Annotated in this window: 6 protein-coding genes and 1 pseudogene; 6 read left to right on the top strand and 1 reads right to left on the bottom strand. The window is 72.3% G+C overall.

Annotation, left to right across the window (positions count from 1 at the left end; genetic code table 11):
* Positions 1-21 precede the first annotated feature (21 nt).
* The gene (locus DAA34_RS08850; protein WP_234354182.1) at positions 22-1,002 is read right to left on the bottom strand and encodes a heme o synthase; all 981 of its coding nucleotides are present in this window, start codon (positions 1,000-1,002) and stop codon (positions 22-24) included.
* A 193-nt stretch (positions 1,003-1,195) separates the two neighbouring features.
* Here DAA34_RS08850 and tkt point away from each other — a divergent pair.
* The 6 genes and pseudogenes from tkt to pgl all read left to right on the top strand — a co-directional run.
* A pseudogene (tkt, locus tag DAA34_RS12510) lies at positions 1,196-3,442 on the top strand (transketolase); the annotation flags it as partial.
* 18 nt (positions 3,443-3,460) lie between these two features.
* Entirely contained in the window at positions 3,461-4,789 is a 1,329-nt protein-coding gene (tal, locus tag DAA34_RS12505) for a transaldolase (protein ID WP_325027845.1), read from the top strand.
* Positions 4,786-6,408, top strand: a complete 1,623-nt coding sequence (locus DAA34_RS08830) for a glucose-6-phosphate isomerase (RefSeq protein WP_106818588.1) — start codon at positions 4,786-4,788, stop codon at positions 6,406-6,408. The genes tal and DAA34_RS08830 overlap by 4 nt, the downstream gene beginning before the upstream one ends.
* Positions 6,405-7,949 (top strand): glucose-6-phosphate dehydrogenase, encoded by a 1,545-nt coding sequence (zwf, locus tag DAA34_RS08825; protein ID WP_106818586.1) that lies wholly within the window; start codon positions 6,405-6,407, stop codon positions 7,947-7,949. The genes DAA34_RS08830 and zwf overlap by 4 nt, the downstream gene beginning before the upstream one ends.
* Positions 7,946-9,070, top strand: a complete 1,125-nt coding sequence (locus tag DAA34_RS08820; RefSeq protein ID WP_106818584.1) for a glucose-6-phosphate dehydrogenase assembly protein OpcA — start codon at positions 7,946-7,948, stop codon at positions 9,068-9,070. Before zwf ends, DAA34_RS08820 begins: the two co-directional genes overlap by 4 nt.
* Positions 9,063-9,782 carry a 6-phosphogluconolactonase gene (pgl, locus tag DAA34_RS08815; protein ID WP_106818582.1) on the top strand — a complete coding sequence of 240 codons (720 nt, stop codon included), beginning with the start codon at positions 9,063-9,065 and terminating at the stop codon, positions 9,780-9,782. Before DAA34_RS08820 ends, pgl begins: the two co-directional genes overlap by 8 nt.
* Positions 9,783-9,791: the final 9 nt, after the last annotated feature.

Below are 9,791 nucleotides of genomic sequence, written 5' to 3'. Positions count from 1 at the left end.
GGACGCGGCTACACGCGAGTACTACACCCTTCTATTCGGCGGCGGCGCAAGAGGGGTATAGGAGGAAGGGTGCAGCAGCGGATCGATCGCGATGGCGAGGAAGACGATCGTCACGTAGGTGATCGAGTAGTGGAACAGGCGCATCGGGCGGAGGACCGCCTGCGGCTCCCCGCGGTCGGCGGCGGCCTTGAGGCGGTGGGCCTCCGCGAGGAACAAGCCGCCCGCCACCACGGCCGCGGCGGTGTAGAACCACCCCATCGACGCCACCGGCACGAGTGCCAGCGTCGTGGCGACCATGACCCACGAGTAGACGACGATCTTCGTCGCGACGTTCCCCCGCTCCTGCACGACCGGGAGCATCGGCACCCCGGCGCGGGCGTAGTCGTCGGTGAACCGCATCGACAGCGGCCAGTAGTGCGGCGGCGTCCAGAAGAAGATGACGAGGAAGAGCACGAGGGCCGGCCATCCGACGGTCCCGGTCACGGCCGACCACCCGATGAGGACGGGCATGCACCCGGCTGCGCCTCCCCAGACGATGTTCTGGCTCGTCCGGCGCTTGAGCACGATCGTGTAGCCGACGGCGTACATGACGATCGCGGCGAGAGACAGTGCCGCCGACAGCGCGTTGACGAGCACGGCCAGCCACACGGTCGACAGCACCGTGAGCACCGCGCCGAAGACCACCCCGGCCGTCGGGGAGATCTCGCCGGTCGCCATCGGACGGTTGCGCGTCCGGTCCATCACCGCGTCGATGTCACGGTCGTAGACGCAGTTGAACGTGTTGGCCGCTCCCGCGCTCAACGTCCCGCCGACGAGCGTCGCGACGACGAGCCAGAGGTCGGGCACGCCCCGAGCCGCGAGGAACATCACGGGCACGGTCGTCACGAGAAGCAGCTCGATGATCCGCGGCTTCGTCAGCGACACGTAGTTCGCGACGGTCCGACGCCAGCCGCGGGGGGTCACCGGGCCCGAGACTGTCGGTGGCGTGTCGACTGCGGTCACGAGGTCCTCGGGGAAGCGCGCGGGCGGGCGAGGGAATCGCCCATGGCCATCCATCGTATCGCCCATCGCCACGACGACGACCGCGGCCACCACCCCTGACGACCCTTGCGACGCAGGTCACCTCGCGGTCTAGGCTGGCCGGGACGCAAGCGTGCCGTTCGCTCCGCGGGCGGCGCCCGACGAAAGGTCCCTCGTGGCGAGCTCCCGCACCACCTCCCGAACGTCCCGGTCGAGCGCGCGGAAGCGGTCCTCCGACCTCCGTCCGCCCGTCGCCCGCCGCGCGAAGTGGTCCGACCTCGACGTCCGCGCCGTCGACACCGGGCGGCTCCTGGCCGCCGACGCGGTCCAGAAGGTCGGCAACGGGCACCCCGGCACGGCGATGAGCCTGTCGCCCGCCGCGTACCTGCTCTACCAGAACGTCATGCGGCACGACCCGAGCGACCCCACGTGGCTCGGCCGTGACCGGTTCGTCCTCTCCTGCGGCCACTCGAGCCTCACGCAGTACGTCCAGCTCTTCCTGTCCGGCTACGGCCTCGAGCTCGACGACCTCAAGGCCCTCCGGACGTGGGGCAGCCTCACCCCCGGCCACCCCGAGGTCAACCACACCCCCGGCGTCGAGATCACGACCGGCCCGCTCGGCTCCGGCCTCGCGTCCGCCGTCGGCATGGCCGCCGCGCAGCGCCGGGAGCGCGGCCTCCTCGACCCTGACGCCAAGCCGGGCGAGAGCCCGTTCGACCACCACGTGTGGGTCATCGCCTCCGACGGCGACCTCCAGGAAGGCGTCTCGGCGGAGGCCTCGTCGTTCGCCGGCCACCAGCAGCTGGGCAACCTCACGGTCATCTACGACCAGAACCAGATCTCCATCGAGGACGACACCGACATCTCCTTCTCGGAGGACGTCGCCCTGCGCTACGAGGCGTACGGCTGGCAGGTCATCACCGTCGACTGGCGCGCCGACGCCGCAGACGGCAAGGGCGGCCACGACTACGTTGAGAACATCGACGCGCTCCTGGCCGCGTGCGAGAAGTCCCGCCGTACCCGGACCAAGCCCACGCTCATCGTCCTGCGCACGATCATCGCCTGGCCGGCACCGACGAAGCAGGACACCGGCAAGTCGCACGGCTCGGCTCTCGGGGCCGAGGAGATCGCTGCGACGAAGGAGCTGCTGGGCTTCGACCCGGCGAAGGACTTCCAGGTCGACCGCGCCGTCCTCGCCCACACCCGCAAGGTCGTCAAGCGCGGCAAGAAGGCCCACGCCGACTGGGACAAGGCGCTGCGACGCTGGCGGAAGAAGAACCCCGAGCGATCGGCCCTCCTCGACCGCCTCGTCGCCGGCGAGCTGCCCGACGGCCTGCGTGACGCGCTGCCGACCTTCGAGCCGGACGAGAAGGGCATCGCCACCCGAGCCGCGTCCGGGAAGGTCCTGGGCGCCCTCGCGCCGGTCATGCCGGAGCTGTGGGGCGGCTCGGCGGACCTCGCCGAGTCCAACAACACGACGATGGCGGACGAGCCCTCGTTCGTGCCGACCGGGAAGCAGACCCGGACCTGGAAGGGCGGGCCCTACGGCCGCACCCTCCACTTCGGCATCCGGGAGAACGGGATGGGGATGATCCTCAACGGGATCGCGCTGTCCGGCCTGACCCGGCCCTACGGCGGCACGTTCCTCGTCTTCTCCGACTACATGCGCCCCGCGGTCCGACTCGCCGCCATCCAGCAGCTGCCGGTGACCTACGTCTGGACGCACGACTCCATCGGGCTCGGCGAGGACGGGCCGACCCACCAGCCGATCGAGCACCTGGCGTCGCTGCGCGCGATGCCCGGGCTCGACGTCGTGCGCCCGGCGGACGCCAACGAGACCGCGGCGGCGTGGGCCCAGATCCTCGAGAACGGTGCCACCGCCGGCCTCGCCCTCAGCCGCCAGGGGCTGCCGATCCTCGACCGGACCGAGTACGCGGACACCTCGGGCGTGGCCAAGGGCGCCTACGTCCTGGCCGAGGCGAGCACCGGTTCCCCGGAGGTCCTCCTCATCGCCACCGGTTCCGAGGTGCACGTCGCCCTCGAGGCGCGCGCGACGCTCGAGAAGGCCGGCACCCCGACCCGCGTGGTGTCGATGCCGTGCCGCGAGTGGTTCGAGAAGCAGCCCAAGCGTTACCAGGACGAGGTCCTGCCGCCCGAGGTCCGGGCGCGGGTCAGCGTCGAGGCCGGAGTCGCCCAGGGCTGGCGCGAGATCGTCGGCGACCACGGCCGGAGCGTCAGCATCGAGCACTTCGGCGCCTCCGCCGACGCGGCGACCCTGTTCCGTGAGTTCGGTTTCTCCCCCAAGGACGTCGTCAAGGCGGCGCGCGACTCGCTGAAGGCCGTCGCGAAGGCTGGCGCCGCGGTCCCGGGCGTCACCGCGACGGCCCCGCGGTCGGTCGTCGACACCGGCACCGACCGCCCGGCGCCGGGGGACGTCCCGATGTCGCAGATGGCCGGCGGCGAGTCCGGACCGGTCGGATCGGCCACGCAGTCGAGCGCGGACGCCGAGCAGAAGACGACGGCGACCAAGAAGGCCTCGAAGACCGCGGAGAAGGCGACCGCCAAGAAGGCGACCGCGGAGAAGGCGTCGAGCAAGAAGACCGCGAAGAAGGCGGCGTCGAAGAAGGCGGCGAAGGCCGCAACGAAGGGGTCGGGCAGCACCCGCTCGGCCGTCCTCGCCCTCGCCGACGCGGGCGTCTCGGTGTGGCTCGACGACCTCTCCCGCACGCGGATCAGCGGCGGCGACCTCGCGCGGGCCGTCGAGGAGACCGGCGTCGTCGGGGTGACGACGAACCCGTCGATCTTCCAAGCGGCGCTCGCCGAGGGTGAGGCCTACACCGACCAGCTCACCGAGCTCGTCCGGGGTGGGGCCGACGTCGACGCCGCCGTCACGGCGATGACGACGGAGGACGTCCGCAACGCCTGCGACGTCCTCATGCCCGTCCACGACCGCAGCGAAGGGGTCGACGGACGGGTGTCCATCGAGGTGGACCCCCGCCTCGCCCACGACACCGAGGGCACGATCGCCCAGGCGAAGGAGCTCTGGGAGGCGATCGACCGCCCGAACCTCCTCGTGAAGATCCCGGCGACGGTCGAGGGCCTGCCCGCGATCACGGAGACCCTCGCGGCGGGGATCAGTGTCAACGTCACGCTCATCTTCTCGCTCGAGCGGTACCGCGAGGTCATGAACGCCTTCCTCCAGGGCCTCGAGCGCGCCCGCACCGCCGGGCACGACCTGTCCACCATCCACTCGGTCGCGTCGTTCTTCGTCTCGCGCGTCGACACCGAGATCGACTCGCGCCTCGAGGCGATCGGCACGGACGAGGCCTTGGCGCTGCGCGGCAAGGCGGGCCTGGCGAACGCCCGGCTCGCCTACGAGGCCTACGAGGAGGTCTTCTCGACGCCGCGGTGGGCGAACCTCGCCGACGCCGGAGCCCGCCCGCAGCGGCCGCTGTGGGCCTCGACCGGCGTGAAGAACCCGGACTACCCGGACACGATGTACGTCACCGAGCTCGTCGCCCCCGGCACCGTCAACACGATGCCGGAGAAGACGCTGCTGGCCGTCACCGACCACGGCGAGGTGGACGGCGACACGATCTCGGGCACGTACGAGGAGTCGACGCGCGTCCTCGACGCGATCGAGCGTCTCGGCGTCGGCTACGACGAGGTCACCGCACAGCTCGAGCGCGAGGGCGTCGCGAAGTTCGAGGACGCCTGGGGCGAGCTGCTCGAGGGCGTCCGCGCGGAGATGAGGAAGGTGAAGGGATGACCAGCGTCGACGTGACCGCCACGGGACCGGCCGCCGAGGCGGTCCGCCGGCACGTGCCGGACCTCGTGCACGAGCGGTTCGCCAGCCGGCTGTTCGACACCGATGCCACCCTCTGGGGCCCTGCGGCCGAGCCCGAGGCGAGCAAGCGGCTGGGCTGGCTGGGCCTGCCGCGGTCGTCGCGTCCGCTCGTCGGGGAGCTCGCAGCCCTGCGGGACGAGCTGACGGACCGCGGCGTCGACCGGGTCGTCCTGTGCGGCATGGGGGGCTCGTCGCTCGCGCCCGAGGTCATCTGCGCGACCGCAGGCGTCCCGCTCGTCGTCCTCGACTCCTCGCACCCGGACCAGGTCCGGCGGGCCCTGACCGACCTCGAGCGCACCGTCGTCGTCGTCTCGAGCAAGTCCGGGTCGACGGTGGAGACCGACAGCCAGCGACGCATCTTCGAGCAGGCGTTCGCCGACGCCGGGCTCGAGGTCCGCGACCACCTCGTCGTCGTCACCGACCCGGGGTCGCCGCTCGACGAGGACGCCCGCGGACGGGGGCTGCGGGTCGTCAACGCCGACCCGAGCGTCGGCGGCCGCTACTCGGCGCTCACGGCCTTCGGGCTCGTCCCGAGCGCGCTCGCCGGCGTCGACATCGAGGCGCTCCTCGACGACGCCGAGGCCGTCGTCGACGTCCTCGCCGAGGACGACGAGGGCAACCCGGGTCTGCGCCTGGGCGCTGCGATGGCCGGCACCGACCCGCTGAGGGACAAGCTCGTGCTCGCTCCCGCGGGCACGCACGTCGTCGGTTTCGCGGACTGGGCCGAGCAGCTCATCGCCGAGTCGACGGGCAAGGACGGCACCGGGATCCTCCCGGTCGTCCTCGAGTCCGTCGACCAGACCGAGGGACGGGAGCAGCCCGACGACGTCACGCTGGTCCGCCTCGTCGACCCCGAGGACGAGCCGACGGTCACGGACGGGTCGTCGTCCGTCGTTGCCGTCGGCGGCAGCCTCGGCGCCCAGCTCCTCTTGTGGGAGGTCGCCACCGCTGTCGCCGGTCGGATCTTGGAGATCAATCCCTTCGACCAGCCCGACGTCGAGAGCGCGAAGCAGGCCGCGCGCGACCTCCTCGACGGCGGGTCGTCGGACGTCGACGTCCCCCAGTCGGTCGACGGGGACGTCGAGATCCGCACGACGGGCGAGGAGGGCCTGTCGATCGCGGCGACCGTCGAGGAGGCGCTCGCCGCCCTCCTCACGCGACTGGACACCGACCACGGGTACCTCGCCGTCATGGCCTATCTCGACCGCGAGGGTGACTCCCCGCTCGCCGGTGTCGACGAGGCCCTCGCGGCGCGCACCGGTCGGCCCGTGACGTTCGGGTGGGGGCCACGCTTCCTCCACTCGACGGGGCAGTACCACAAGGGCGGACCCGCGACCGGCGTCTACCTCCAGATCACCGACACCCCCCGCGAGGACATGCCCGTCCCCGGACGTGACTTCACGCTGGGTCAGTTCATCGCCGCGCAGGCCGGTGGGGATGCCGCGGTCCTCCACGAGACGGGGCGGCCGGTCCTCCGGCTGCACGCGAGGACGCCCGAGGGTGTCGCGCGGATCGCGGACGCGCTGCGGGCCCAGGGATGACCCCGGCGCGGATCGCGGCCGGTCGGAACCCGCTGCGGGACCACCGTGACAAGCGGCTGCCGAAGATCGCCGGGCCGTGCGCGCTCGTGCTCTTCGGTGTGACCGGCGACCTCGCGACGAAGAAGCTCATGCCGGCGATCTACGACCTCGCGAACCGCGGGCTGCTCCCGCCCGGCTTCTCGCTCGTCGGTTTCGCCCGGCGGGACTGGGAGGACCAGGACTTCGGGAAGATCGTCCACGACGCCGTCCGGCAGCGGGCCCGGACACCCTTCCGGGAGGACGTGTGGCGCGCCCTCGCCGAGGGCATCCGGTTCGTGCCCGGCACCTTCGACGACGACGCCGCCTTCGACCTCCTCGCCGAGACGGTGCGCGAGCTCGACCAGGAGCGCGGCACCGGGGGCAACCACGCCTTCTACCTCTCGATCCCGCCGGCCTTCTTCTCGACCGTGTGCCAGCAGCTCGAGCGCTGCGGTCTGACGCACGCCGAGGGCGACGCGTGGCGCCGGGTCGTCATCGAGAAGCCGTTCGGGCACGACCTGCAGAGCGCCCGCGAGCTCAACGCGATCGTCGAGAGCGTCTTCCCCCCCGACTCCGTGTTCCGGATCGACCACTACCTGGGCAAGGAGACGGTGCAGAACCTCCTGGCCCTCCGGTTCGCGAACCAGATGTTCGAGCCGATCTGGAACAACCACCACATCGACCACGTGCAGATCACGATGGCCGAGGACATCGGCATCAGCGGCCGCGCCGGGTACTACGACGGGATCGGCGCCGCGCGGGACGTCATCCAGAACCACCTGCTGCAGCTGCTGGCCCTCACGGCGATGGAGGAGCCGATCTCGTTCGACGCCCAGCACCTTCGGGCGGAGAAGGAGAAGGTGCTGGCCTCCGTCCGCGTCGGCGACGACCTCGCGTCCTCGACCGTGCGCGGGCAGTACGCACCCGGCTGGCAGGGTGGCGAGGAGGTCGGCGGCTATCTCGACGAGCGCGGGGTGGACCCGCAGTCGAGCACGGAGACGTTCGCCGCCGTCCGGCTCGAGATCGACACCCGACGGTGGGCCGGCGTGCCCTTCTACCTCCGCACGGGCAAGCGCCTGGCCAAGCGGGTCACCGAGATCGCGGTCGTCTTCAAGACGGCGCCGCACCTCCCGTTCTCGGACACCGAGACCGAGGAGCTCGGTCAGAACGCGATCGTCATCCGGGTGCAGCCGGACGAGGGCGTGACGATGCGCTTCGGAGCGAAGGTGCCCGGTGCCCAGATGGAGGTCCGCGACGTGACGATGGACTTCGGGTACGGCCGGGCGTTCACGGAGTCGAGTCCGGAGGCCTACGAGCGGCTCATCCTCGACGTCCTCCTGGGCGACCCCCCGCTCTTCCCCCGCCACGAGGAGGTCGAGCTCTCCTGGGCGATCCTCGACCCCATCGAGGAGCACTGGGCGCGGCAGAAGAGCCGGCTGCCGCAGTACCCGGCCGGCGGGTGGGGGCCCGAGGAGGCCGACGAGATGATGGCCCGTGACGGCCGCACGTGGAGGATGCCGTGATCATCGACCTGCCGAGCACGACCACCGGGGAGGTGAGCAAGCGCCTCGTCCGGATGCGTGCCGATGTCGGCGCGATGGCCCTGGGCCGCGTCCTCACCCTCGTCATCGTCGTCGACGACGAGCACGTCGACGAGGCCATCGAGGTCGCGAACACCGCCAGCCGTCAGCACCCGTGCCGGATCGTCGTCGTCGCCGGCGGCAACAAGCGCGGCCGTGCGCGGCTCGACGCCCAGATCCGGGTGGGCGGGGACGCCGGGGCGAGCGAGGTCGTCGTCATGCGCCTCTACGGCCGCCTGAGCGCCCAGGGCCGCAGCGTCGCGCTCCCGCTCGTGCTGCCCGACTCCCCCATCGTCGCCTGGTGGCCCCGCACCGCGCCCGCAGACGTCGCGAACGACCCCATCGGGTCCCTCGCCCAGCGTCGGATCACCGACGCCTCCCAGGCGCGCAACGTCCGCACGGAGCTGTCGAAGCGGGCCGAGACGTACGTCGACGGCGACACCGATCTCGCGTGGACCCGGGTGACGCTGTGGCGCGGGCTGCTCGCCGCGGCGCTGGATCAAGCCCCGTTCTCGCCCGTGACGGAAGCGACGGTGGTCGGCGCCGGGGACTCGCCGTCGGCGCAGCTCCTCGCGGCCTGGCTCGCTCACTCCCTCAGGTGCCCCGTGCGCCTCGCCCGGTCGGTCCAGGGCTCGGGGATCGTCAGCGTCCGCCTGGCCCGGTCGGTCGGGACCATCGATCTGGTCCGACCCGAGGGAGACACCGCAACGCTCATCCAGGACGGCCAGCCCGACCGGAAGATCGCCCTCCCCCACCGCAGCGACGCCGAGTGCCTTGCGGACGAGCTGCGCCGACTCGACCCCGACGAGGTGTACGAGGACGCGCTGGTGCGGGGCATGCCCATCGTCCGCCGGACCCGCTCGACGACGGCCAGCGAGGCGGTCGCGGCCGGGGTCGCCCCCTCGACGGAGCACGCCCGCAAGGTCGCGGACCGACTCGAGCGCGAGAGCTCGGCGCGCGGCTCGAGCGTCATGGTCGAGGCACGCACGCCGCCCGCGGACGCCGACGACGCGGCCGTCCACGACGCGGCCGCCCGCAAGCTCGAGGAGAAGCGCGATGGCTGAGGCAGAGCTCGTCGTCCGACGCGACAGGGACGCGCTCGCCGCCACCGTCGCCGAGCGCCTCGCCGGCGCGGTCGAGGCCGCGATCGGCAGGCGCGGCGTCGCGCACGTCGTGCTCACCGGCGGGTCGATGGGGTCGGCGGTCGTCGCCGCCACCGTTGCCGCGGCCGTCCAGCGGCCCCTGCCGGCGACCGGGCTGCACCTGTGGTGGGGCGACGAGCGCTTCCTGCCCGTCGGTGACCCGCAGCGGAACGACACCCAGAACGACGAGGCGGGGCTGCTGCGGCTCGGGGTACCCACGACGCAGCAGCACCGCGTCCTCGGACCCGATGCCGGCGTCACCATGGACGAGTCGGCCCGCGCCTACGGCGCCGAGCTCGCCGAGCACGGCGTCGACGTGTTCGACGTCGTGCTCTTGGGGGTCGGTCCGGACGGGCACGTCGCTTCGCTCTTCCCGCACCACGAGGCCCAGCGGGAGGTGGGCGAGGTTGTCGCCGTCGACGCATCCCCCAAGCCACCGCCGCAGCGGGTGTCCATGACGTTCGACCGACTGGGGGCCAGCCGTGAGGTCTGGTTCGTCGTCAGCGGGGCGGAGAAGGCCGAGGCCGTGCGTCGGGCGCGCGGCTCGCAGGACGGCTGGGAGTGCCCGGCCAGCGTCGTGCGCGGCCGTGAGGCGACCGTCTGGTTCGTCGACGAGGCAGCCGCGGGACGCTGAGCGCGCTCC

The sequence above is a fragment of the Janibacter massiliensis genome (genome assembly GCF_900289115.1).
Taxonomy (GTDB): domain Bacteria; phylum Actinomycetota; class Actinomycetes; order Actinomycetales; family Dermatophilaceae; genus Janibacter_A; species Janibacter_A massiliensis.
The sequence above is the reverse complement of the archived record's forward strand: the minus strand, read 5'-3'. Positions and strand labels throughout refer to the sequence as shown.